Source organism: Actinophytocola sp. (assembly GCF_035634895.1).
Lineage (GTDB): Bacteria > Actinomycetota > Actinomycetes > Mycobacteriales > Pseudonocardiaceae > Actinophytocola.
Window position 1 is genome coordinate 1 of record NZ_DASQCC010000037.1, and the last position, 24307, is coordinate 24307.

At 72.4% G+C, this 24307-nt stretch carries 20 protein-coding genes; 16 read left to right on the forward strand and 4 right to left on the reverse strand.

Annotated features, from left to right (window positions below; translation table 11 throughout):
* The 8 genes from VET29_RS06205 to VET29_RS06240 all read left to right on the forward strand — a co-directional run.
* A partial coding sequence (locus VET29_RS06205) for an amino acid adenylation domain-containing protein (protein ID WP_414636453.1) occupies positions 1-5290 on the forward strand: 5290 nt, incomplete at its 5' end.
* Positions 5291-5318: 28 nt separating this feature from the next.
* Complete coding sequence (panD, locus tag VET29_RS06210; RefSeq protein ID WP_324915768.1) at positions 5319-5726, forward strand: aspartate 1-decarboxylase; 408 nt, start codon at positions 5319-5321, stop codon at positions 5724-5726.
* A complete protein-coding gene (locus tag VET29_RS06215) occupies positions 5719-7377 on the forward strand; it encodes an ABC transporter ATP-binding protein (RefSeq protein ID WP_324915770.1) in 1659 nt (552 codons plus the stop codon). Before panD ends, VET29_RS06215 begins: the two co-directional genes overlap by 8 nt.
* Complete coding sequence (locus VET29_RS06220) at positions 7374-9140, forward strand: ABC transporter ATP-binding protein (RefSeq protein WP_324915772.1); 1767 nt, start codon at positions 7374-7376, stop codon at positions 9138-9140. Before VET29_RS06215 ends, VET29_RS06220 begins: the two co-directional genes overlap by 4 nt.
* Before the next feature lie 34 nt (positions 9141-9174).
* Positions 9175-10197 (forward strand): ABC transporter substrate-binding protein, encoded by a 1023-nt coding sequence (locus VET29_RS06225; RefSeq protein WP_324915774.1) that lies wholly within the window; start codon positions 9175-9177, stop codon positions 10195-10197.
* Between the two features lie 9 nt (positions 10198-10206).
* Positions 10207-10416 (forward strand): MbtH family protein, encoded by a 210-nt coding sequence (locus VET29_RS06230; RefSeq protein WP_324915776.1) that lies wholly within the window; start codon positions 10207-10209, stop codon positions 10414-10416.
* Between the two features lie 57 nt (positions 10417-10473).
* A complete protein-coding gene (locus VET29_RS06235) occupies positions 10474-11904 on the forward strand; it encodes an aminotransferase class I/II-fold pyridoxal phosphate-dependent enzyme (RefSeq protein WP_324915778.1) in 1431 nt (476 codons plus the stop codon).
* Between the two features lie 166 nt (positions 11905-12070).
* Positions 12071-12526: a DivIVA domain-containing protein gene (locus tag VET29_RS06240; protein ID WP_324915780.1), complete on the forward strand. Its 456-nt coding sequence runs from the start codon at positions 12071-12073 to the stop codon at positions 12524-12526.
* Positions 12527-12531: 5 nt separating this feature from the next.
* Here VET29_RS06240 and VET29_RS06245 read toward each other — a convergent pair whose 3' ends face one another.
* A complete protein-coding gene (locus tag VET29_RS06245) occupies positions 12532-12993 on the reverse strand; it encodes a MarR family winged helix-turn-helix transcriptional regulator (protein ID WP_324915782.1) in 462 nt (153 codons plus the stop codon).
* 85 nt (positions 12994-13078) lie between these two features.
* On the opposite strand from VET29_RS06245, the gene VET29_RS06250 reads away from it, so the two are divergent.
* Positions 13079-14356, forward strand: a complete 1278-nt coding sequence (locus tag VET29_RS06250; RefSeq protein WP_324915784.1) for an amidohydrolase family protein — start codon at positions 13079-13081, stop codon at positions 14354-14356.
* On the opposite strand, the gene VET29_RS06255 is transcribed toward VET29_RS06250, so the two are convergent.
* Positions 14344-14832, reverse strand: a complete 489-nt coding sequence (locus tag VET29_RS06255; protein WP_324915786.1) for a MarR family transcriptional regulator — start codon at positions 14830-14832, stop codon at positions 14344-14346. The two genes, VET29_RS06250 and VET29_RS06255, sit on opposite strands and share 13 nt — an antisense overlap.
* Before the next feature lie 41 nt (positions 14833-14873).
* Between VET29_RS06255 and VET29_RS06260 the strand changes: the two genes are divergently transcribed.
* The 3 genes from VET29_RS06260 to VET29_RS06270 are packed head-to-tail and all read left to right on the forward strand — an operon-like array spanning position 14874 to position 19995.
* Positions 14874-15788, forward strand: coding sequence for an EamA family transporter (locus VET29_RS06260; protein ID WP_324915789.1), 915 nt, complete (start codon positions 14874-14876; stop codon positions 15786-15788).
* Complete coding sequence (locus tag VET29_RS06265; RefSeq protein ID WP_324915793.1) at positions 15730-16737, forward strand: LLM class flavin-dependent oxidoreductase; 1008 nt, start codon at positions 15730-15732, stop codon at positions 16735-16737. The genes VET29_RS06260 and VET29_RS06265 overlap by 59 nt, the downstream gene beginning before the upstream one ends.
* Positions 16738-16785: 48 nt before the next feature.
* The gene (locus VET29_RS06270) at positions 16786-19995 is read left to right on the forward strand and encodes an AfsR/SARP family transcriptional regulator (protein WP_324915798.1); all 3210 of its coding nucleotides are present in this window, start codon (positions 16786-16788) and stop codon (positions 19993-19995) included.
* Between the two features lie 38 nt (positions 19996-20033).
* Here the strand turns inward: VET29_RS06270 and VET29_RS06275 are convergent, their stop codons facing one another.
* The gene (locus VET29_RS06275; RefSeq protein WP_324915802.1) at positions 20034-21122 is read right to left on the reverse strand and encodes a hypothetical protein; all 1089 of its coding nucleotides are present in this window, start codon (positions 21120-21122) and stop codon (positions 20034-20036) included.
* Between the two features lie 106 nt (positions 21123-21228).
* On the opposite strand from VET29_RS06275, the gene VET29_RS06280 reads away from it, so the two are divergent.
* Both VET29_RS06280 and VET29_RS06285 read left to right on the forward strand, forming a co-directional pair.
* Positions 21229-21567 carry a metalloregulator ArsR/SmtB family transcription factor gene (locus tag VET29_RS06280; RefSeq protein WP_324915804.1) on the forward strand — a complete coding sequence of 113 codons (339 nt, stop codon included), beginning with the start codon at positions 21229-21231 and terminating at the stop codon, positions 21565-21567.
* On the forward strand, positions 21564-21998 hold the full coding sequence (locus tag VET29_RS06285; RefSeq protein ID WP_324915806.1) for an SRPBCC domain-containing protein: 435 nt from the start codon (positions 21564-21566) through the stop codon (positions 21996-21998). Before VET29_RS06280 ends, VET29_RS06285 begins: the two co-directional genes overlap by 4 nt.
* A gap of 204 nt (positions 21999-22202) precedes the next feature.
* Here the strand turns inward: VET29_RS06285 and VET29_RS06290 are convergent, their stop codons facing one another.
* Complete coding sequence (locus VET29_RS06290) at positions 22203-22676, reverse strand: MarR family winged helix-turn-helix transcriptional regulator (RefSeq protein WP_324915808.1); 474 nt, start codon at positions 22674-22676, stop codon at positions 22203-22205.
* Between the two features lie 66 nt (positions 22677-22742).
* Between VET29_RS06290 and VET29_RS06295 the strand changes: the two genes are divergently transcribed.
* Both VET29_RS06295 and VET29_RS06300 read left to right on the forward strand, forming a co-directional pair.
* Positions 22743-23123 carry a DoxX family protein gene (locus VET29_RS06295; protein WP_324915810.1) on the forward strand — a complete coding sequence of 127 codons (381 nt, stop codon included), beginning with the start codon at positions 22743-22745 and terminating at the stop codon, positions 23121-23123.
* A 279-nt stretch (positions 23124-23402) separates the two neighbouring features.
* Positions 23403-24307, forward strand: a 905-nt coding sequence (locus tag VET29_RS06300; protein ID WP_324915812.1) for an FAD-dependent oxidoreductase, incomplete at its 3' end; no start/stop codon positions are given.

The following is a 24307-nucleotide window of genomic DNA, read 5'->3' on the forward strand; positions in this document are numbered from 1 at the left end:
CGGGTTCTTCGTGAACACGCTGGTGCTGCGGGTGAGTACGGACGGCGACCCGTCGTTCCGGGAGCTGGTCGGCCGGGTGCGTGAACGTGGCCTGGATGCCTACGCCCATCAGGACGTGCCGTTCGAGCGGCTCGTCGAGGCCATCAACCCCGCCCGCTCGCTCGCCTACCACCCGCTCTGCCAGACCATGATCGCCTGGCAGAACAACGCGCTCGCCGACCTCCGGCTGCCCGGCCTCACCGTCACCGAGGAGCCCGTGCGCACCGGCACCGCCCGCGCCGACCTCACCTTCTTCGTCGGCGAGCGGGACGGCATCCGCGGCGCGGTCGAGTACAACTCCGACATCTTCGACAGGTCCACGGTGGACTCGCTGCTGGCCCGGCTGGAACGCCTGCTGCGAGCCGTTATCGCCGACCCGGACCTGCCGCTGAGCGCGATCGACCTGCTCACCGCCGACGAGCATGATCGGTTCGCCACCGAGTGGGCGTCGACCGCCGTGGCCGTGCCCGGCGACGTCGCCGGCCTGGTCGCCGGACCGTCGGACCGGACCGCGCTGGTCTTCGGCGACCGGCGGCTCACCTACGCCGAGTTGCACGCGGCCGCCGACGGGCTCGCGCGGGCACTGGCCGCGCGGGGCGCCGGTCCGGAGACGGTCGTGGCGCTGGCACTGCCGCGTTCGGTCGAGCTGGTCGTCGCCCTGCTCGCGGTGCTCAGGTGCGGCGCGGCCTACCTGCCACTCGACCTCAACCATCCGGCCGAGCGCATCGAGCTGATGCTCGCGGACGCCAGGCCGCACCTGGTCGTCAGCGACGGCGACGAATGGCTGCCGGACCGGGTCGTCCGTCCACATGAGACGGCCGACGCGGAGCTGCCGGCGGTCCACCCGGACAACACCGCGTACGTGATCTTCACGTCCGGGTCGACCGGCCGGCCGAAGGCCGTCGCCGGCACGCGGCGGGCACTCGCCAACCGGCTGCACTGGGGTCGCGGCCTCGGCGGCGGCGTCCGGGTGGCCAAGAGCGCGCTCACGTTCATCGACGGCTCGACGGAGCTGCTCGGCGGGCTCGTCGCCGGTGACACCGTCCTGCTCGCCGACGACACGACCGCCACCGACCCGCTGGCACTCGCGCGGCTCGTGGACCGCCACGGCGCCACCACGATCACGGTCGTGCCGAGCCTGCTGTCCACGCTGGTCACCGAGGCAGCCGGCCTCGACTCGGTGACCACGTGGATCACCAGCGGCGAGGCGCTCACGGCCACGGTGGCCGGCGCGGTCGCGGCGCGGTGGCCGGCCGCGCGGCTCGTCAACCTGTACGGCTGCTCCGAAGTCGCCGGGGACAGCCTCGAACACCGTTGGCAGGCCGGCGAAGGACCGGTGCCGATCGGCAGGCCGGTCGCCAACACCAGGGCGTACGTGCTGGACGCCACGCTGCGCCCGGTGCCACCCGGCGTGCGTGGCGAGCTGTACCTGGCGGGCGACGGCCTGGCTCGTGGCTACCTCGGCCGGACCGCCCGTACCGCGGAACGGTTCGTCGCCGACCCGTTCGGGCCGGCGGGCTCCCGCATGTACCGCACCGGCGACCTCGCCCGGCGTCGTCCCGACGGCGCGCTGGAGTTCCTCGGCCGCGCCGACCAGCAGGTCAAGATCCGCGGCATGCGGATCGAGCCCGGCGAGGTCGAGGCGGCGCTCACCGCGCACCCGGACGTCACCGCCGCGGCGGTGGTCGCCCGCGACGACCGGCTCGTCGGCTACGCCGCCGGGCACGCGAACCCCGCCCAGCTGCGGGAGTTCCTCGCGCGCCGGCTGCCGGACCACCTGGTGCCGGCGCATCTTCTGGTGCTGGACGCGCTGCCGCTCAACCCCAACGGAAAGCTCGACCGCCACGCGCTGCCCGAGCCCGCGCCGGTGGTCGACGACCGGGAGCCACACACGCCGACCGAGCAGGCGCTGTGCGACCTGTTCGCGGAGGTCCTCGAGCTGCCGAGGGTCGGCCCGGACAGCGGGTTCTTCGCGCTCGGCGGGCACTCGCTGCTCGCGACCCGGCTGGTCAGCCGGATCCGCGGCGTGCTGGGCGTGGAGGTGCCGATCCGCGCGGTGTTCGACGCCCCGACCCCGGCGCGGCTCGCCGAGCTGCTGGACCCCGGCCGGGACACCCGGCCGGCGCCGCGCCGGCGGGACCGGCCCGCGCACGTGCCGCTTTCCTACGCCCAGCAGCGACTCTGGTTCCTCGACCGCCTGTCCGGACCGAGCACGACGTACAACATCCCGTGGGCGTGGCGCCTGTCCGGGCGCGTCGACGTGCCCGCGCTGCGGGCGGCGCTCGCGGATGTGGTGAACCGTCACGAAGTGCTGCGCACGCTCATCGTCGAGAGCGGCGGCATCCCGCACCAGGTCGTCGTCGAGGCGGAACCGGTGCTGCTGGTCGAGACCGTCGGCGAGGCCGAGGACCGGCTCGCCGAGATCGCCGGCCACCGCTTCGCCATCGACACGGAGATCCCCGTGCGTGCGGCGTTGCTGAGCACCGGGCCCGAGTCGCACGTGTTCGTCCTGCTGGTACACCACATAGCGGGCGACGGCTGGTCGCTGCCCCCACTGCGCCGGGACCTGGACGCGGCCTACCGCGCCCGCCTGGCCGGCGACGCTCCACAGTGGACACGGTTGCCCGTGCAGTACGCGGACTACACACTGTGGCAACGGGATTTGCTGGGCGACGAGGACGACGAGAGCAGCGTGCTGGGCAGGCAGGCAGCCTACTGGCGCGCGACGCTGGCCGGCCTGCCCGACGAGCTGGCACTGCCGGCCGACCGGCCCCGCCTGCCACAGTCGACAAACCGCGGCGGCACGGTCCCCGTCACGGTGCCCCCCGAGGTGCATCGCCGGCTGCGGGAGCTGGCACACGGCAGCGACGCGAGCCTGTTCATGGTGCTGCAGGCGTGCCTGGCGGCGCTGCTGACGAGGCTCGGGGCGGGCACGGACATCCCGCTCGGCAGCCCGATCGCCGGGCGTACGGACCACGCGCTGGACGACCTGGCCGGGTTCTTCGTGAACAACCTGGTGCTGCGCACGAACACCGCCGGCGACCCGACGTTCCGCGAGCTGGTGCGGCGGGTGCGGGAGACGGACCTCGCGGCGTACGCGAATCAGGACGTGCCGTTCGAGCGCCTGGTGGAGCTGCTGAACCCGGCGCGGTCGCTGGCGAGACACCCGCTTTTCCAGGTGATGCTGGCGTTCTACCACGCGTCGACGCGACGCGAGCGGTTGCTGGACCTGGCGGCCGAGTACACCGACACCGGCCTGCGGCAGGCGAAGTTCGACCTGTCGTTCGACCTGGTGGAGCGCCTCACCCCCGACGGAACCGCGGCCGGCATCGAAGGCGACATCGAGTACAGCGCCGACCTCTTCGACGAGCCGACCGTCCAGGCGCTGGCCGCCCGCCTGGTCCGCCTGGCGACCGCGGCGGTCGCGAACCCGGACACCCCGATCGGCCAGCTCGACATCCTCAGCCCCGCGGAACGGCACCGCCTCCTGACGGAGTGGGGAACGCGACCGCCGGCGGATGATCTGGCGCCGGCCGCGCCCACGCACCGGCCGGCTGGCACGGTGCCCGAGCTGTTCGCCGCGCAGGTGGCCGCGACCCCCGATGCCCCCGCGTTGAGCGACGACCACCTCGCCCTCACCTTCGCCCAGCTCGACGCCCGGACCACGCGCCTGGCACGGGTGCTCGCCGCGGCCGGAGCCGGGCCCGAGAAGGTCGTCGCCATCGCGCTGCCGCGGTCGGCGCGGGTGTTCGAGGCGATCCTCGGCGTCCTCCGGTCCGGCGCCGCCTACCTGCCCATCGACCCGGACCAGCCCCTCGACCGGATCGCCGGCGTCCTTGCCGACGCGGCGCCCGTTCTCGTGCTGACCGACCGCGATGTCGAACTGCCCGACGGACCGCGACGTCTCCACCTCGACGACACCGGCCGGCTGCCCGAGGCGCCCCCGACCCCGCCCGCCCCAACCAGTCCGGCCTACGTCATCTACACGTCCGGCTCCACCGGCCGCCCCAAGGGGGTCGTCGTCCCGCATGCCGGGCTCGCCAACCTCTTCCGCAGCCACCGGGAGACCCTCTACCGCCCCGCGGGCCGCGCGTTGCGGGTCGGCCACGCCTGGTCGTTCTCCTTCGACGCGTCCTGGCAGCCTCAGCTCTGGCTCCTCGACGGCCACGCCGTGCACGTCGTCGACGACGACACCCGCCGCGATCCCGTCCGTCTCGCCTCGGTCATCCGCGACCGCGGCATCGACTTCATCGAGCTGACGCCGTCGCACTTCGCGCAGGTCGCCGCCGCCGGGGTGATCGACGGCGGGGAGTGCCTCCTGCGGGTCGTCGGCGTCGGCGGCGAGGCGGTGCCGCAGCGACTCTGGGCACAGCTACGGGAGCTGCCGGGGACCACCGCCTACAACCTCTACGGTCCCACCGAGTCCACTGTGGACACACTGGTCGGCCGGCCGGCGGACGCCGAACGGCCGGTCGTCGGGCGACCCGTGCACGGGACCGGCGCGTACGTGCTCGACACCGGTCTCCAGCCGGTGCCGGAAGGCGTGCCGGGGGAGCTGTACCTCGCGGGCGCCGGACTCGCGCGCGGCTACCTCGGCCAGGCCGCCCGCACGGCGGAGCGGTTCGTCGCGAACCCGTTCGGGCCGGCGGGATCCAGGATGTACCGGACGGGCGATCTGGTCCGGTGGCGGCACGGTCAGCTGGAGTACCTGGGGCGCACCGACGACCAGGTCAAGATTCGCGGGTTCCGCGTCGAGCCGGGGGAGATCGAGGCCGTGCTGGCGCGGCACGACGACGTGACCGACGTCGTGGTCGTGGTTCGCGAGGACCGGCCGGGCGACCGGCGGCTCGTGGCCTACACCGTCCCCGACCGGGCCGATCCGCGTGCGTTGCGGGACTTCGCCGGCCGGTCGCTGCCGGAGTACATGGTGCCGGCGGCGATCGTGCCCATGACCGCGTTCCCCGTCACCCCCAACGGGAAGCTCGACCGCGCCGCTCTGCCCGCACCCGATCCGGCGCCGGCCGGCCGGCCGCCGGAGACGCACCGGCAGTCAGTCCTCTGTGGACTGTTCGCCGAGGTGCTCGGCCTGCCCGAGGTGGGCATCGACGACGACCTGTTCGCCCTCGGCGGGCACTCGATGCTGCTCGTCCGGCTGCGGCTGCGCATCCGGGAGGAGACCGGGCTCGACGTACCCGTCGCCGAGTTCTTCCGCAACCCGACCGTGGCCGGGCTCGCCGCCCGCCTGACCTGACTCCCCGCACGCTTCGAAAGGACGTTGGATGCGCCGCACCCTGCTGAACGCCAAGATCCACCGGGCGACCGTCACCCAGGCCGACCTGCACTACGTCGGCTCGCTGACCATCGACGCCGACCTGATGAAGGCGGCGCACATCGTTGAAGGTGAACAGGTCCAGGTCGTGGACATCACCAACGGCGCCCGGCTGGAGACCTACGCGATCACCGGCGAGGCCGGCTCCGGCGTGATCGGGATCAACGGGGCCGCCGCACACCTCGTGCACCCTGGTGATCTAGTGATCATCATGACCTACGCGCAGCTGGAACCGCGGGAGCTGGCCGTGCACCGGCCGACCGTCGTGCACGTGAACGAGCACAACCAGCAGGTCCTGATCGACACCGACCCGGCCAGGCCGGTGCCAGGAACGGTCCAGGTGAGCGGCCGTGGATAGGTGGGCCGTGCTCCGCGAGGCGGTTCGCGGGCAGCGACGACACGTCGTGGTCGCCTCGCTGCTCACGTCGTCGCACCAGGCAGGTGAGGCACTGGTGCCGGTGCTCATCGGGCTGGTCATCGATGACGCGGTCGCCGCCGACGGGTACGGGCGGTTGCTGCTGTGGCTCGGTGTGCTGGCGGTGGTGTTCGCGATCCTGGCGTACAGCGCCCTGTTCGGGGCGCGGCGGGCCGAGCGCGCGGTGGAGCAGGCCGCCCACGAACTGCGGCTGGCGCTGGCCGCGCGCGTGCTCGATCCGCGTGGTGGCGCGGAGAAGGGCCGGCTGTCCGGCGAGCTGACCAGCTTCGCTACCGGTGACGCCATGCGCGTCGGCGCGCTCAACCGGGCCCTGCCGTACGCGGTCTCGACGCTCACCGCCGTGGCGGTGACGGCCGTCGCGCTGCTGTGGATCTCGGTCCCGCTGGGGCTTTTCGTGCTGCTGGGCACGCCACCGCTGCTGTGGCTGGCGAACCTGCTCGGCCGCCCGCTGGAACGCCGTAGCGAGGCCGAACGCGAGCGTGCCGCGAAGGCTTCGGGCGTGGCGGTGGACCTGGTGCGCGGACTGCGAGTCCTCAAAGGACTCGGCGCGGAGGCGGTCGCGATCACCCGCTATCGGGCCACGAGCCAGGACGCGCTGGCCGCGACCGTCCGCGCGGCCGGCGCGAAAGCCTGGCACGACGGGGGAATGCTCGCGCTGAACGGCATCTTCCTCGCCCTGGTGGCACTCGTCGGCGGTCGCCTGGCGGCCGGCGGGGACCTGACCATCGGCGGGCTGATCGCGGCGGTCGGGCTGGCGCAGTTCCTCATCGGCCCGCTGGCCAACTTCGTCTGGGTGAACTCGGAGTTCGCGCAGGCACGCGGGTCGGCGGCACGGCTGGCGGACCTGCTGTCGACGCCGCCCGCGGTGACGCCGGGGGCCGGCACGATTCCCGTGCCGCGGGGGGAGGTGCGGCTCCGCGAGGTGTCCCACGCGGAGCTGCGGGGCCTCGACCTGCACGTGCCGGCGGGTGAGCTGCTGGGGGTCGTGACGCCGGATCCCGCGGTGGCGCGTGCGTTGCTGGCGTGCCTGGGCCGCGAGACCGACCCGGCCGAGGGAACCGTCGAGCTCGACGGGACCCCGCTGCCGGCACTGGAGATCGACCACGTCCGGACGGTGATGCTGGTCGCGGCGCACGACGCGGACCTGTTCGAGGGCACCCTGGCGAGCAACGTGTCCACCGAGGACTCCCGGGTGTGGGACGCGGCCGGGGCGGACGAGGTCGCGCACGCGTTGCCGGCGGGGGTGCACACGGAGCTGACGGAGCGCGCGAGGTCACTGTCGGGCGGCCAGCGGCAACGCGTGGCCCTGGCCAGAGCGCTCGCGGTGGACGCCCCGGTCCTGGTCCTGCACGACCCGACGACGGCGGTCGACGCGGTGACCGAGGCCCGGATCGCCGCCGGCATCAGGGAGTTGCGCCAGGGCCGAACCACGATCCTGGTGACGACGAGCCCGGCCCTGCTGGCGGTCGCCGATCGGGTGGCCCTCCTGGAGAACGGCGCGGTGACCGCGACAGGCGCCCACCAGGACCTGGCCGCGGCCCACGCCACCTACCGGTCGGCGGTGCTGGCATGAGCTCGCCCGAGAACCTGCTGCCCACCGCCACTTCGGCGCGTACCCGGGCGGTCGTGTGGCAGCTGTCGCGGTCGCATCGTGGGCTTGCCGTCACGGCGTTCCTCGTGCTGCTCGTCGCCACCGCCTTCGGGCTCGCCACCGCGCCCCTGCTCGGGCGGATCGTCGACATCGTCGTCTCGCGGTCGCCGGTCGGGGAGATCACGCTGCCCGTCGTCCTGCTCGGGCTGGCCGCCGTCGGGCAGGGTGCGTTCACCGGGCTCGGGACGAACCTCGTCGCCCGGGTCGGCGAGCGGGTGCTTGCCGCGCTGCGGGAACGCTTCATCGACCGGGCGTTGCGGCTTCCCCTCGAACAGGTGGAGCGTGCCGGGTCCGGTGACCTCACCTCCCGTGTCACCGACGACGTCACCGTCATCGCCGAGGCCGTCCGGGACGCGTTTCCCGCCCTTGCCAGGGCCTGTTTCACCATCGCGCTCACGCTCGGCGGGATCGCCGTCCTGGACTGGCGTTTCCTCCTCGCCGCGCTGCTCGCCGTCCCCATCCAGGCGCACACCGTGCGCTGGTACGCCGCCAACGCGAACCCCCTCTACGCACGCCAGCGCGTCACCATGGGCGTGCTGTCCCACCAGCTCCTCGACACCATCGGCGCCGGGTCGACCGTGCGTGCGTTCCGGCTCGCCGACGACCACCTCGGGCGCGTCGGCAGGAAGTCGCAGGCCGCCATCGACATCGCGCTGCGTGCCGTGCGGCTCTGGACGCGGTTCTACGGCCGGCTCAACCTCGCCGAGTTCATCGGGCTCGGCGCGGTGCTCACCACCGGGTTCCTGTTGGTGCGTGGCGGCGACATCTCCGTCGGCACGGCCACCGCCGCCGCGCTGTACTTCCACGGCCTGTTCAACCCGATCAACGTCGCACTGGCGCTCGTCGACGACGCGCAGGCGGCCATGGCCAGCCTCGCCCGGCTCGTCGGGGTCGCGGAGACGTCGCCGCCCGCCGAGCCGGACCGGCCGGCGCGACCGGCGGACGCCTCGGTCAGCGTCACGGACGTGCGCCACGCCTACCACGCGGACGAGGAGGTCCTGCACGGTGTCGACCTCGACCTCCGGCCGGGCGAACGGGTCGCGCTCGTCGGGGCCAGCGGCGCCGGCAAGACCACGCTCGCCAAGCTGATCGCCGGCATCCACGCGCCGGCCGGCGGCGACATCCGGATCGGCGGCGCGCACCTGGCCGAGCTGGGGCCCACCGCAACCCGGCAGGCCGTCGTCCTCGTCACGCAGGAGGTGCACGTGTTCGCCGGGCCGCTCGCCGACGACCTGCGCCTCGCGAAGGCCGAGGCGGGCGACGAGGACCTGGCGCGGGCCCTGGACGAGGTCGGCGCCCTGCCGTGGGTCCAGGCGCTGCCGGACGGGCTCGCGACCGTCGTCGGGGAGGGCGGGCACCGGCTCACGACCGCGCAGTCGCAGCAACTGGCGCTCGCCCGGCTGGTGCTCGCCGACCCGCCGATCGTGATTCTCGACGAGGCGACGGCCGAGGCCGGCAGCGCGGGCGCCCGGCTGCTCGAGGGCGCGACCGTCGCCGCGCTCGCCGGCCGCAGCGGGCTGATCGTCGCGCACCGGCTCACCCAGGCGGCGTCGGCCGACCGGATCGTCGTCCTGGACGCCGGCCGCGTGGTCGAGTCCGGCACGCACGGCGAGCTGGTGGCGGCCGGCGGTCACTACGCCACTCTCTGGCGGGCGTGGTCCGCAACCCGGGCGACCGTGAAGTAAGGTGTGCCTACCCTAATTTTGAAGCGAGGATGCCATGCCGTTACGACCCATCAGCCGCCGCGGGTTCCTGTTCGCCACCGGCGGGGCCGCTACCGTGGCCCTCTCCGCGGCGCTCGCCGGCTGCGGCGACGACGCCCCGTCCGGTGCCGCCTCCGGCGGTGGCGCCTGGGAGTTCACCGACGACCGCGGCAAGAAGATCACGCGGGACAAGCGGCCGGAGCGGGTCGTCGCCTACGTCAGCTCCGCCGCCGCGCTGTGGGACTTCGGCATCCACCCGATCGGCGTGTTCGGCCCGCAGAAGACCGAGTCGGGCGACAAGGAGCTCCAGGCCGGCAACATCGACCTGGCCAAGGAGACCTCGCTCGGCAACGCCTGGGACGACTTCGACCTCGAGAAGTTCATCGGCCTGCGGCCGGACCTGCTGGTCACCGGCCTGACCGGCACCGAGGACACCGCACTGTGGGCGATCACGCCCGAGATGAACCCGAAGGTCGAGAAGGTCGCGCCGATCCTCGCGCTGTCCGAGTACAAGGTGTCGCTGCCGAAGGTCATCGAACGGTACGAGGCACTCGCGAAGGCACTCGGCGCCGACGTCGCGTCCGACGCCGTGACCAAGGCGAAGAGCGAGTTCAAGGCCGCCTCCGACGACTTGGCCGCGGCGGCGAAGGAGAAGTCCGGGCTCAAGGTCCTGGTGCTGTACGCGGACAAGGACGGCGTGTACATCGCGAAGCCGGAGTTCTTCGCGGACCTGTCCTACTACAAGGAGCTGGGTCTGGACATCGTGGCGGGCGGCGGCTCGGAGGACTACTGGGAGCAGCTGAGCTGGGAGCAGATCGGCAAGTACCCGGCGGACCTGATCCTGACCGACACCCGCACGTTCGCGTTGAGCCGCCAGCAGATGGCGGAGTACCCGACGTGGCGTGCGCTGCCCGCGGTGACCGCCGGCCAGGTCGGCGACTGGTCCGCCGAGCCGCGGTTCAACTACACGCTCGCCGCGCCGGTGATCCGCAAGCTCACCGCCGCGGTCAAGAAGGCCCGCACGGACATAGCCGCCTAGGAGGGGCAGATGACCAACCCGTTCGAGGACCCGGACGGCACCTACCTGGTGCTGGTCAACGACGAGAACCAGCACAGCCTGTGGCCGTCCTTCGTGGACGTGCCGGCGGGCTGGCGGACCGCGTACGGACCCGCGGCCCGGCAGTCCTGCCTGGACCACGTCGAGCAGCACTGGACCGACATGCGCCCGCAGAGCCTGATCGACGCGATGGGGGAGTAGCCGGCACGCCCGGGCCTGACACCCGCCGGGGCCGCATGTTCAACTACGGCCATGCACATGACCCCGGACGAGTTCCGTACGCACGGAAAGCAGGTCGTGGACTGGATCGCCGACTACCTCGAAGGGGTCGAGTCGCTCCCGGTGCGGTCACAGGTCGCACCGGGAGACGTGCGTCGCGCGCTGCCCGAGCACCCGCCGGAGCAGGGCGAGGACTTCGCGGCGGTCATGGCCGACCTCGACCGGATCGTGGTGCCCGGCCTCACGCACTGGCAGCATCCGAGCTTCTTCGCCTACTACCCGGCCAACACCAGCGGCCCGGCCATCCTCGGCGACCTGCTGTCCAGCGGCCTCGGCGTGCAGGGGATGCTCTGGGCGACCAGCCCGGCCTGCACGGAGCTGGAGACGGTCGTCGTCGACTGGCTCGCCGAGCTGTTCGGCCTGCCGGAACACTTCCGGACCGACCGCGCGGGCGGCGGCGTCATCCAGGACTCGGCGTCCTCGGCGACCCTGCTCGCGATTCTCGCCGCGCTGCAACGGACGAGCGACGGCGCCGCCGCGGTCGGTGGTCTTACCGGCCGGCACACCCTCTACGTGTCCACCGAGACACACTCCTCGGTGGCCAAGAGCGCACGCATCGCCGGCATCGGCGCCGACAACGTGCGCGTGGTCGACGTCGATCCGAAGGCGCTGGCCATGGACGTCACCGTGCTGGACCGGATGATCGCCGAGGACGTCGCGGCCGGCGCGGTGCCCGTGCTGGTGTGCGCGACCGTCGGCACGACCTCCACCGCCGCCGTCGACCCGGTGCGGGCGGTCGGCGAGGTGTGCCGGCGGCACGGGGTGTGGTTGCACGTCGACGCCGCCTACGCCGGGGTGGCGGCGGTGTGCCCCGAACTGCGGTGGCTCAACGACGGCGTGGCGGAGTACGTCGACTCGTACGCCACCAACCCGCACAAGTGGCTGCTGACGAACTTCGACTGCACGGTCATGTGGGTCGCGGACCGGGCGCCACTCGTCGGCGCGCTGGCCATCCACCCGGAGTACCTGCGCAACGCGGCGACGTCGTCGGGCGCGGTCGTCGACTTCCGGGACTGGCAGGTCTCGCTCGGGCGGCGGTTCCGGGCACTGAAGCTGTGGGCGGTGCTGCGGTGGTACGGCGCGGAGGGCCTGCGGGCGCACATCCGCGCCGGTCTGGCGCAGGCGGCCGAGCTGGTGTCGTGGGTGGCGGCGGACGAGAGCTTCGAGCTGCACGAACCACAGACGCTCGGTCTGGTGTGCTTTCGGCCACGCTGGCCAGGGTCACCGGTGGAGGAGGCCGACGCCGCGACGCTGCGGCTGATGGAGTCACTCAACGCGAGCGGTGACCTGTACCTGACACATACGAAGGTCGGTGGCCGGGTGGTGTTGCGGATGGCACTGGGCGGCACGCGGACCGAGTCGCGGCATGTGCGTGCGGCGTGGGACGCGATCCGCGCGGCAGCGGTCTGACCGTATGTTCGACACATTTACTTTACAATTCGCAATTCCATTGGCAGTTTCGTTTTTGGTCAGCCGGTTGACAGATCGCCTACGATCGGTCAGGCCGGGGTCAGCGATATCACTTCGTGATGTCACGTGAAGTGAGCGGGGACACAAGGTGGGCAGATCTGATCGAGTGACCGCGGAGGATGTGCGGTCAGTCATCTTCGACCAGTCGAGGAGGATGTCGCGCGGTTATAGCGAGGAGCAGGTTGACGCTTTCCTCGACCTCGTGGCGGACACGATCGAAGCGATGGCCACAGATCTCGCGGAAAAGCAGGCCGAAACCGGCCGACTAACAAGCGAAGCCACCCGCAACGCGGAGACGATCGTCCGCCGGGCCCAGGCCGCCGCCGAACAGATAGAGAACGAGGCGCGCGCCCGCGCGGCCCGCATCGTGGCCGACGCCTCTCGCCGCGCGGCCGTCCCCATGCCCGGTCCGCCCGGTCCGCCGCAGCTCCCGCCGATGAACGAGGAGTTCGCGGCCGCGGCGGTCGCCGTCGGCACGCGGATCGGCGGCATCCGTGACGCGTTGAGCGCCGAGCTGGCCAACCTGTACGGACTGATCGGCCGCCTCCAGAACGGCCGGTAGCTCCCTCAGGCAACCCCGTCGTCCGCGCCGGAGGGCTCCATGCGGCCGACCGTCTGCTCGCTCCACGCACGGATGGCCGCGGTCTGGTCCTTCGTGAGCACGTCGAGGAAGTAGCGGCGGATGTTGCCGGCGTGCTCCTGGATGGCGCCCTGCACCACCCGTCGCCCCGTGGCCGTCAGTCCGATCCGGGTGCGCCGGCCGCCGGCGCCGCTCTCGGTCCGCGCCACGAACCCGCGGTTCTCCATGCGTGTCAGCTGGTGCGACACGCGGCTCTTCTCCCAGTCGAGCGACTCGGCGAGCTCGCCGACACGCAGCTCACGTCCGGGCGCCTGCCACAGCGTCACCAGCACGCTGAACTCCGCCTTCGAGATGCCGCACGCACGCTGCAGGCCCCGGTCCAGCTCCCGGACGAGCAGGCGTTGCGCACGCATCCAGGTGTCCCACAGCTCCCACTCCTCCGGCTCCATGGCGCGGATAGTACCTGGTGAGCGCCAGTTGACGCATCAACTCCCGCGTCCTACAGTTGACGTGTCAACTCTTGGGAAGGACATCATGAGAACACTGCTGCGTGGCGGCATCGTGGTCAGCATGGACCCGGTCATCGGCGATCTGTCGCGAGGTGACGTGCTCATCGAGGACGGGCGGATCGCCGCCGTCGCCGTCACCATCGACGCGGCCGGCGCCGAGGTCGTCGACGCCTCGGGCAAGATCGTGCTGCCCGGTTTCGTGGACACCCACCGGCACACCTGGCAGACCGCCTTCCGCGGCATCGGCGCGGACTGGACGTTCGCCCAGTACCACGCCGCCATGCACGGCACCCTGCGGCCGCACTACCTGCCGGCGGACGTCCACCTCGGCAACCTGCTCGGCCGCGTCGAGGCGGTCGGCTCGGGCGTCACCACGATGGTCGACTGGTTCCACTGCGCCGACCGCCCGGAGAACGCCGACGCCGCGATCGAGGCGTTGCGCGAGGCGCCCGGCCACTCGATCTTCTGTTACGGCGCCAACAGTCAGGACGAGATCACGCGGGTGCGGGCCCAGTTGCCGGGCGACGACATGATGCTCGGTCTCCGCGGCCCGCAACGGGCCCCGATGGACGACGTCGCCGCCGACGTCGCCCTCGCGCGTGAGCTCGGGCTCCGGGTGAGCGTGCACGCCCACACCGCCGCCGACGGCGGCGTGGACCGCCGCCCGATCGCCGGCATGTACGACCGCGGCCTGCTCGACGACCGCACCACCGTCGTGCACGCCAACGGCATCTCCGACGACCAGGTGGCGATGCTTGCCGAGGCGGGCTGCTCGGTCTCTATCAGCCCGGACGTCGAGCTCAAGATGGGCTTCGGCTGGCCGGAGACCGGCCGCATGCTCGCCGCCGGGATCCGCCCCTCGCTGTCGATCGACGACTGCCCCTCCGCGGGCGGTGACATGTTTTCCACCATGCGCACGGCCCTCGCCGTGCAGCGTGGTCTCGACGGCGGCCTCACCACGCGCGACCTGCTCGAGTTCGCGACGCTGGATGGCGCCCGCGCGTGCGGGCTCGACGCCAGGACCGGCAGCATCACCGTCGGCAAGGACGCCGACCTGGTCCTGCTCGACGCCGAGGACCCGTCCGTCTTCCCGGTCGGCGACCCCGTCGGCACGGTCGTCGCCGCCGGTCATCCCGGCCTGGTGGACAGCGTCTTCGTCGCCGGCGAGGCCGTCAAGCGGAACGGCAGGCTGCTCGGCGTGGACCTGCCGGCGCTGCGCGCACGGGTGCTGGCCTCCCGCGACCGGATCGCCGCGGCCGCGGGCGTCCCGGTCGACGGATCCTGGACGCCTCAGCTCTCGTAGTGCGACAACCAGCTGGTCAGCAGGGTCTCCAGCAGCGCGGCCTCCTCGGGCGTCAGCGCGCCGAGCAGCCGTCGCTCGTTGGCCATGTGCTCGGCGAACGCGCGGTCGATCAGCTCCCGGCCGGCCTTCGTCAGCGCCACCACGCGGGCCCGGCCGTCGGCCGCGCTGCGGCGGCGGGTCACCAGGCCGTCGCGTTCCAGGCGGTCCAGGCGTTTGGTCATCGCACCCGTCGTGACCATGGTGAACTGGGCCAGCTCGCCGGGCGCCCGCTCGAACGGGTGCCCGGCCCGCCGCAGCGCCGCGAGCACGTCGAACTCGCCTTCCCTCAGGCCGAACCGGCGGTACACCACGCACAGCTGCTCGGTCAGGTGACCCGCCAGCCGGTGCAGCCTGCCGATCACCCCCTGCGGGCTGACGTCCACGTCCGGGCGCTCGCGGGCCCACTCCGCCTGGATCCGCGTCACATGGTCGCTCACGACCGCCCAATATACCTTCCTGAGAAGCTATAGTAGCTTCCGTGGAAGCTAAATGGCTCGCGGTCACCGCGATCGCACCCGTCGCCTGGGGGTCGAACTACTACGTCACGCGCGAGTTCCTCCCCGCCGGCCATCCGCTCTACGGCGCCCTGTTCCGCGCCCTGCCCGCCGGTCTGCTCCTGCTCGCGATCCGGCCGAGGCGGCCGGCGAGGATGTGGCGGCTGCTGGTCCTCGGCACCCTCAACGTCGGCGCCTTCTTCGTCCTGATCTACGTCGCCGCCCAGCAACTGCCCACGAGCCTCGCGTCGACCGTCATGGCCACCTCGCCGGTCGTGATGATGCTGTTCGCCTGGCTCGTGCTCGCCGACCCGCCCAGGGCACGCCACCTCACCGGCGCCGCGCTCGGGATCGCGGGCGTGGCCCTCCTGCTGCTCACCGGCGTGACGGGCGTCAGCCCGGCAGGTGTCCTCGCGTCCGTCGCCGCCATGACCATGTCCTCCTTCGGTTACGTGCTCGCCAAGAAGTGGGGCAGCGAGCTCGACGTCCTGTCCCTCACGGCCTGGCAGCTGATCGCCGGCGCACTCGTCCTGCTCCCCGTCGCGGCCGTCGTGGAGACCCCGCCGCACCTCGACGGCCGCGCCCTGCTCGGGTTCGGCTACGTCACGGTCGTCGCGACCGCGGTCGCGTTCGCGGCCTGGTTCGCCGGGCTGCGCCACCTCGACGCCGGGACGGTCGGGCTCGTCGGGCTGCTCAACCCGGTCACCGGCGTGCTGCTCGGCACGGTGATCGCCGTGGAGGCGCTGAGCACGCGGCAGGTCGCCGGCCTCGCCCTCGTCCTCGCCGGCATCGTCGTCCCACATGTTGGACGCCGACGGTCGCGGTCGTACGCTTCCAGGTGTGGCGAATCCATTGCGGAAGCTGGGTTTTCTGACGATCGGGCTCTTCGACGAGGCTGACCCCGCGCGCGGCCACGAGTCCACTCTGGAGGTCATCGAGCTCGGCGAGCGGCTGGGCTTCGACAGCGCGTGGCTACGCCACCGGCACCTCCAGTTCGGCATCTCCTCGCCGGTCGCGGTGCTCGCCGCGGCCACCCAGCGCACCAGCCGCATCCACCTCGGCACCGCGGTCACCCCGCTCGGCTGGGAGAACCCGCTGCGCCTCGCCGAGGACCTCGCGACCGTCGACATCCTCTCCGGCGGCCGGCTCAACCCGGGCGTGAGCGTCGGCCCGCCGATGCGGTACGACGAGGTCAAGGGCGCGCTGTACCCGGACACCGCCGACGTCGAGGACTTCACCTACGAACGGGTCGAGCGCCTGCTGCGGTTCGTCCGCGGCGAGCCGGCCACCGGGTTCAGCGGCACCCAGGGCTTCGAGGTGTTCTCCGACCACGTCCAGCCGCACTCACCTGGTCTCGGCGACCGCATGTGGTACGGCGGCGCGAGCCTGCGGTCGGCCGAGTGGGCCGGCAAGCACGGCATGAACTTCCTGACCAGCAGCGTGGTCAAGGCCGATGGCGAGTCGGCGGACTTCGCCGAGATCCAGCTGTCGCACGTCCAGGCGTTCCGCGCCCAGCACCCTCAGGGCCGGGTCTCGCAGGGACTCGTGGTCATCCCGACCGACAGCGCGACCGCCGCACAGAAGGCGAAGTACGCCGAGTACGCCGCGAAACGCCTGCCCCGCACGCACGAGCCGCAGGGCCCGGCCCGCATGCTGTTCTCCCCGGACCACGTCGGCACGTCCGCCGAGCTCGCCGAGCGCCTGCACGCGCACGCCGCGTTCGCGGCGATCGACGAGGTCGCGTTCGCGCTCCCGTTCACCTTCTCCCACGAGGACTACGTCCAGATCCTGACCGACATGGCGGAGCACCTCGGCCCGGCCCTGGGGTGGCGGCCCGGCACGCCATGACGGAAATGTCCGGCCCGCCACGACATAATGGCGGTTGGGGTGAGCCGGATGCGATTTCGGGTCCTGGGGCCGATGCAGGTCTGGCACGGCGACGGGTGGCAGGCCGTGCGGGCCGCGCAGCCGCGCGTCGTGCTCGCCGTGCTGCTCGCCGAGGCAGGTCAGGTGGTCAGCGCGAACCGGCTCGTCGACGAGCTGTGGGGTGACCACCCGCCACGCACCGCGCTCAACACCATCCAGGGATACGTTGCCCGCCTTCGGAAACTGCTCGGCGACGGCCCGGAAACCCGCCTGCTGACCCGGGATCGCGGCTACCTCCTCGAGGTCGGCGACGGGGCGCTGGACGCGCACGTGTTCGAGCGGCTCGTCGAGGCCGGGCAGCGGGCGGTCGCGGCCGGGGACCTGTCCGCCGCCGTCACGCGGCTCGTCGAGGCGCTGGGGCTCTGGCGTGGCCCGGCCCTGCACGACGTGCCGCGGTCGCCGGTCGTGACGGCCGAGGTCACCCGCCTCGAACAACGAAGACTCACCGCGCTCGAGGCACGGTTCGGCGCCGAGCTGGCGCTGGGCCGGCACCTCGAGACCGTCGACGAGCTCCAGCGCCTCGTCGCGGAGTACCCGCTGCGCGAACAACTCCGGGCGCACCTGATGCTCGCGATGTACCGGTGCGGCCGGCGGGCCGAGGCACTGGACGTCTACCGCCAGGGCCGCGCCGTGCTGGTCGCCGAGCTGGGCATGGAGCCGGGACCGGAGCTGCGTGAGCTGGAACGCGCGGTCCTCGCCGACGACCGGGCACTCGCCGGCGCCGCGCCCACCACCAGGCGCGTCACCCCCGCGCAGCTTCCCGCCGGCGTCGCGGGGTTCACCGGCCGGCACACGCTCCTGCGCAGGCTCGACGGTCTCCTGACCACGCGCGGGGCGCCCGCCATCGTCACCATCGCGGGCACGCCAGGCGTCGGAAAGACCGCCCTCGCCGTGCACTGGGCGCACCACGTGCGGGACCGGTTCGGCGACGGTCAGCTCTACCTGAACCTGCGCGGCTACGCGGCGGCCGAGCCGGTACGCCCGATCGACGCGCTGGCACGGTTCCTGCACGCGCTGGGCGTGCCGGCCGACCAGGTGCCGACGGACGTGGACGAGGCCGCCGCCCTCTACCGCAGCGTGCTCGCCGACCGGCGCATGCTCGTCCTGCTCGACAACGCGCACCATCCCGACCAGGTCCGGCCGCTGCTGCCCAGCGCGCCCGGCTGCCTGGTCCTGGTCACCAGCCGCGACGCGCTCACCGGGCTCGTCGCGCGGGACGGCGCCCGCGGGCTGCGCCTCGACGTGCTGACCCCGCCAGAGGCTCGCGACCTGCTCGGCTACCTGCTCGGCGCGGAACGCGTGCGTGCCGAGCCCGACGCCGTCACCGAGCTGGCCGAGCTGTGCGCACACCTGCCGCTCGCGCTGCGGATCACGGCCGCGAACCTCGGCGACCACACCGTCGCCGCGTACCGGGACCTGCTGCGTGCCGGCAACCGCCTTGCCGCACTGCAGGTCGACGGGGACGAGCAGGCCGCCGTGCGTGCCGCGTTCGACCTGTCCTACGCCGCGCTGCCGGACGACGCGCGCCGGCTGTTCCGGCTGCTCGGCCTGGTGCCGGGCGCGGACGTCACGGTCGAGGCGGCGACGGTGCTCGCCGGCATCGACGTCGGGTCCGCGCACCGCCTGCTGACCAGGCTCGCCGCCGCGCACCTCCTCGACAGCCACCCCGGTGACCGGTACGGCTGCCACGACCTGCTGCGGCTGTACGCGAGCGAGCGCGTCGAGCAGGAGGAGACGGAGGTGGACCGCGACACCGCCGTGCGGCGGCTGTACGACTGGTACCTGCACACCGTCGACGCGGCGGCCACGCTGCTGTACCCGCAGATGCGCCGCCTCACGCTGCCGCCGGCCGACCTGGCCGAGACGCCGGGCAGCGCCTTCGCGGACAACACCCGGGCACTGGCGTGGCTCGACGCCGAGCGGCACAACCTGGTGGCCGCCGTGCACCACCGGCCCCTGCCGGTGGTCGCCCTGCTCGCCGACGCGCTGCGCGGGTACTTCTGGCTGCGCATGTACAAAGTGGACTGGCTGGCGGTGGCCGGCGCGGGCCTCGCCGCGGCGCAGGCATGCGGCGACCTGACCGCGCAGACCGGCGCGCTGCTGAGCATCGCCGACGCCAACTTCCGGCAGGGCCACTACCAGCAGGCCATCGACCACTCGACGAGGGCGCTCGACACCGCGCGCAGGACCGGCTGGGCGGACGGGGAGGCCGCCGCGCTCAACAACCTCGGCAACCTGCACGACATCTCCGGCCGGCCGCGGGAGGCGGCCGAGTTCCACCGCACCGCGCTCGCGCTCAACCAGCGCATCGGCCGGCTGCCCAGCCAGTACAACAACCTCGTCAACCTCGGCATCACCTACCACCACCTCGGCGAGCTGGACACCGCGCTCGCGCGGCACACCGACGCGCTGGCGATCAGCCGCAAGATCGGGTCGCCGCACGGCGAGGCCGTGGCGCTGTCCGAGCTGGGCTCGGTGCAGCGCGACCTCGGCCGGTTCGGCGAGGCGGTCGACCACCTGCGGCTCGCGCTGGCCAAGCACCACGAGGTCGGCGACCGGGGCGCGGAGGTGGACACGCGCAACCGGCTGGCGGAGGCGTTGTGCGACACCGGTGAGCTGCCCGGCGCGCTGGCGCAGGCGCAGGAGGCGCTGACACTGGCACGGGACATCGAGTACGGGCGCGGCGAGGCCGACGCGCTGAACGCGCTCGGCACGACCCACCTGCGGCTCGGGCGGCGGGGCACCGCGATCGACCACCACCAGCAGGCGCTGGCACTGGCCCGCGACACCGCGCACCGCTACGCCGAGGTCCGCGCGCTGATCGGGCTGGCCGCGGCGCGGCGGGACCCCTCGTGTGCCAGGGAGGCGGTCGAGCTGGCGGACCGGATCGGCTACCAGGTCCTCGAAGGCCAGGCCAGGACCGTCCTGGCGGAGGTCGTGCTCGACGACGACGAGTTCGCCGAGGCGGTCGCGCTCGCGACGCAAGCGCTTGCCATACAACGGGAAACGGGCCACCGCCTGGGTGAGGCGGCCGCCCTGTTCGTGCTCGGCGGGGTCGCCGACCGAACCGGCGACCCCGACCGAGCACTGGCTCGGCGGCGCGAAGCGGGCGCACTCGTCGCCGACATCGGCGCCGCCGAGCCGGACACCGCGCACCTGTCAGGCCGGGGGCTGGGTTGAGACGGGTGCGAAACCGGTGCCACGTTTCATGAGCGTCGTCATGGTGAGAAGTAGTTGAGGGAGAACCAGCTGTCCGCCGGCACCCCGGCCGCGTTGTAGCAGGTGATGTCGACCCGCCCGGCCGGTTGCGTGCTCGGGGTGACCGACCAGCTCCCGATGTCGCAGAAGTTGCCGGTGTCGCCATTGACCGAGACGTGCGCGGTCATGGGTTCCTTGAGCGGGCCGTAGACCTGTGCCTGGTACCGGCCGGGGTTCGACCGGGTCACCGTGTGGACGTAGGCGGGGTCGGCCGCCCGGTTGCGGCCGGGATCCGGGACGTAGAAGGCCGAGCCGGGTTGGTTCGCCTGGAGGTAGCCGAAGAAACCGCTCGTGCCGCCGACGATCGAGCGGTCGTGGGTGTAGGCCAGTGTCCACTGTGGAGTGTAGGCCGGCGTGGACAACCGGTCGCAGCGCACCTGCGCGTCGACGCCCGGCGGGTTCGAGACCGGGTACCACTGGTAGACCGAGCATCGCATCGGGACGATGCCGACGGCGGACACCTGCACGTTGCCACCGATGTTGTCGAACGCCCGCCCCGCGAACCGCACGGTCCAGATGTTCGTGCCGGCGGCGTGGTGGATCGTGAGCGGCCCGCCGGCCGAGTTGTAGCCCGGCGCGCCGGAGTAGGTGGTGGCCGCCGGCTGGTTGTCGAACACGTAGCCGTACGCGCCGGACGCGCCGCTGTCGGGCGGCGTGGACCTGAAGTAGGACAACGTGAACCTGCTGTCGGTGGGCACGGTGCCCGCGTAGCAGGCGACCTCGACCACCTCGGTCGTCTCGTCGTCGGCCAGGTAGAACGAGGCCAGCTGGCAGTGCACCCCGGCGTCGTCGACCGCGGTCACGACCGGCACCCCGGTCACCCCCGGCGCCCCCGCGTTCGCGAGGTTGACTGTGTAGCCGCCGGTGCCGTGCCGTGCGACCGTGGCCTGGATGTGGCCACGGCTGGCGGTCTGGTTGGCCGGTGTGTAGCTCCCCTGCGACTCCCGGTCCGCGTACAGAAACACCCAGACCGCCGCCTCGGCCGCCCGCGCCGGCACGGCCGCCGGCAGCATCAGCAGCAGTGCGGCGAGAAACATGAGCGCCTTCACTGCTCAACTCCCCTCGTGTCCCCCATCTGCATTGGTCACAGCCTGGCGGGCGGTGCTGAGTTGGCGCTGAGTTGACGACACTTCACACTTACCGTAAGTTTTAAGTATGCCGAGACCAGCCGCCACCGAGGACGTGTTCCGTGCGGTGGCGGACCCCACCAGGCGGGCGGCGCTGGAGATCCTCGGTCGCCGCCGCGACGTGCCGGTCACCGCGCTGGCCGAGGAGCTGGGGGTGGGGCTGCCGATGCTCTCGCGGCACCTTGCCGTGCTGCGGTCCGCGGGGCTGGTCGCCGAGCGGCGGGACGGGCGGATGCGGCGCTACCGCATCCAGCCCGAACCGCTGCGAGAGCTGTACGACTGGGCCGCGATCTTCCGTGAGTTCTGGCCGGAGAAGATCGACAACCTGCGGTCCTACCTGGACCGCGTAGCGAAGGACGAGACATGACGCGTGACATCACGGTGGACGTGGAGCTGCCCCACGGACCCGAGACCGTCTGGCGGGCACTCACCGACCCGGCCGCGCTCGCCGAGTGGCTGATGCCGGTGCGGGACTTCGAACCGGTGGTGGGGCAGCGGTTCACCGTGCACGCCAAGCCGATGCCGGGCTGGGACGGGGTCGTGCACTGCGAGGTCACCGCGGTCGACGAGCCGCACACGCTGGCCTACACGTGGCGCGGCAGCAGGATGCGCGCGACGACCACGGTGACGTGGACCCTGTCCGAGTCCGCGCCCGGGCGTACCCGCCTTCTGCTGCAGCACAACGGGTTCCCGGGCCTGAGTGGCGCGGTGCTGGCCTTCATGCACCGGAACGGCTGGCGCAGGATGATGACCACCCGCCTGGCCGCGCACCTGGCGGCCACCGGCCCCATGTCCTGACCGCCTCTTCGGGCGTCAGGCCGCCCACGCGGTCATTCGGAACGGAGCCCGCGCCGGAAATGCGGTGATCAAGTCGGTGGATCCGGGTTTCTGCTGGCAAGGCGCCGGTTCGTCCTCGTACTGGGTGGTACTTGGGCGAACCGGCAACGCCGCCAGCGGGAAGCTGGGCCGCCGAATTAGTTGCCTGATCTCCGGCGCGGGACACTAGGTGGGGCACTCGCTCTCCGGGTCGATCGCCTTCAGGACGCGGTGGCCGATGTCGTGGAGCTGCCGGGTCTGCGCCCTGGTCAGCGGGTCGAACACCAGGCGTCGCACCGCCGCCACGTGTCCCGGCGCGGTGTCGACGACCTTCTGCCAGCCGTCCTCGGTCAGCGTGGCCAGGGTGTAGCGGCCGTCGGCAGGGTCCGGCGTGCGGCGCACCCAGCCACGCTTCTCCAGCCGGTTGACCACATGCGACATCCGCGACAGCGAGCCGTTGGCGAGCATGGCCAGCTCGCTCATCCGGATCGTCCGGTCCGGCAGCTCGGACAGGGCCGCCAGCACCTGGTACTCGAAGTGGTTGAGCCCCGCGTCCTGCTGTAGCTGCGCGTCGAGCGCCGACGGTAGGCGGATCAGCATGCCGACCAGTGCGAGCCAGGTCTGTCGTTCCTCGTCGGCCAGCCATCGCGGTTCCTCCATGCGCCCAGGATAACTTGACAGTTCAAGTACTGTGGGGTTGAACATTCAAGTCATTGGAGGTCCCCTGTGAACGTCGCGCTCTGGATCATCGCCGGCCTGCTCGCCGTCGCCTTCCTCGCCGCGGGCGCGATGAAGGTCGTCAGGACGAAGGAACAGCTCGCCGAGGCGGGCATGGCCTGGGTCGAGGACTTCTCGCCCGGCACGGTCACGCTCATCGGCGCGCTGGAGATCCTCGCCGCCATCGGGCTGATCCTGCCGGCGGTGCTCGACATCGCGCCGGTCCTCGTGCCGCTGGCCGCGCTCGGGCTCGTGCTCATGATGATCGGGGCGGTGGTCGTGCACGTCCGCCGCAAGGAGGTCCCGGCCATGGTGCCCAGCGTGGTGCTGCTGGTACTGGCCGCGATCGTGGCCTGGGGCCGGTTCGGGCCGTACAGCTTCACGTCCTGAGCGGACCGGCGGGCGGGCCTGCTGAACGCCGTGCAGCAACTCGGTGCCCCACGCGTTCTGGCTCGCGGCGGCACTGGTCGCGCGACGGCCGCGACCGCCGCCCTCATGCACCCGCACCGCGCACTCACCGGTCCCCGCCACGAAGCTGACGGTGGCGAATCCCGCCGCCACGGGGGTTGTCGGCGCAGTTGATAGAACAGGTATCAGCCAACCTGACGAAAGCGTTGCTACCACAAGGGCAACTTGATTGCCAGAACGCTATAACAGGTTCTAGCTTCAATGGCTATGGAGCTGTCTCGCCGGCAAGTCCTCCGTGGTGCCGCGGCCGGTGCCACCGTCGCGTTCACGGCCAACCCGCTCGTCGCCGCCGCGGCGGCGACACCGGTGCTCGGCGAGTACGACGTGGTCGTCGTCGGGGCCGGGGCGGCCGGGATGACCGCCGCGCTCACCGCGGCCAGGCGGGGGCTTTCCACCGTCGTCGTCGAGAAGGCGCCCACGTTCGGGGGCTCCGCGGCTCGCTCCGGCGCCGGTATCTGGATCCCCAACAACGAGGTCATCCTCGCCGCCGGCGTGCCCGACACCCCGCAGAAGGCCGCCGGCTACCTCTCGGCGGTCGTCGGGCCGTCGGTCCCCGCCGCCCGGCAGCAGGCCTTCCTGGCCAACGGGCCGGCGATGATCTCGTTCGTCATGGCCAACAGCCCGCTCCGCTTCCGGTGGATGGAGGGCTACAGCGACTACTACCCGGAGCTCCCCGGCGGCATGCCGAACGGCCGCTCCATCGAGCCCGACTACCTCGACGGCAACGTCCTCGGCGCCGAGCTCGCCCACCTCAACCCCGCCTACCTGACCGTCCCCGCCGGCATGGTCGTCTTCAGCGCCGACTACAAGTGGCTCAACCTCGCCGCCGTCAACGCCAAGGGCGCGGCCGTCGCCGCCGAGTGCCTTGCCAGGGGAACCGCCGCCGCGCTGCGTGGTGAGAAGCCGCTCACGATGGGACAGTCCCTCGCCGGCGGACTACGCGCCGGGCTGCTCGCGGCCAACGTGCCGGTGTGGCTGAACACGCCGCTGCAGGACCTCGTCATCGAGAACGGCCGCGCCACCGGGGTGCTCGTGTCCCGCGACGGAAGCGCCGGGCTGGTCAGGGCGCGCCGCGGGGTGATCGTCGGGTCCGGCGGGTTCGAGCA